We start from the raw sequence: 417 nt of genomic DNA on the forward strand, positions 1-417 counted from the left end.
AGAGCTGTCTGGCGGCATGATCAAGCGTGCCGCACTCGCCCGCGCCCTTGCGCTTGATCCTGAAGTGCTATTTCTGGATGAGCCAACAGCCGGCCTTGACCCCATCGGTGCGGCGGCATTCGACCGACTGGTCATGACGTTACGTGACGCTCTTGGTCTAAGCATATTTCTGGTCACTCACGACCTCGATACGCTGTATACCGCCTGCGACCGCGTCGCCGTACTTTCTCAGCGCCATGTGTTGGTTGCCGACCGCCTTGAGGTGGTAGAGGCGACACCCAACGATTGGATCGCCGAATACTTTCATGGCCCCCGTGGCCGCGCAGCACTACTCGCATCTCAACGAGTCGCATCTCAACGAGTCGCATCTCAACGAGTCGTATCTCAACGAGCTGCCAGTGTCCCCAAGGAGAATTG

Annotated in this window: 1 protein-coding gene; it reads left to right on the forward strand. The window is 58.5% G+C overall.

Translation table 11 applies throughout. The features are described from left to right. On the forward strand, nt 1-417 hold a 417-nt coding region (locus tag ACTH3D_RS12000), incomplete at both ends, for an ATP-binding cassette domain-containing protein (protein ID WP_441667360.1).

It is taken from the genome of Halomonas sp. (genome assembly GCF_052095765.1).
In the GTDB taxonomy this organism is placed as follows: Bacteria; Pseudomonadota; Gammaproteobacteria; order Pseudomonadales; family Halomonadaceae; genus Halomonas.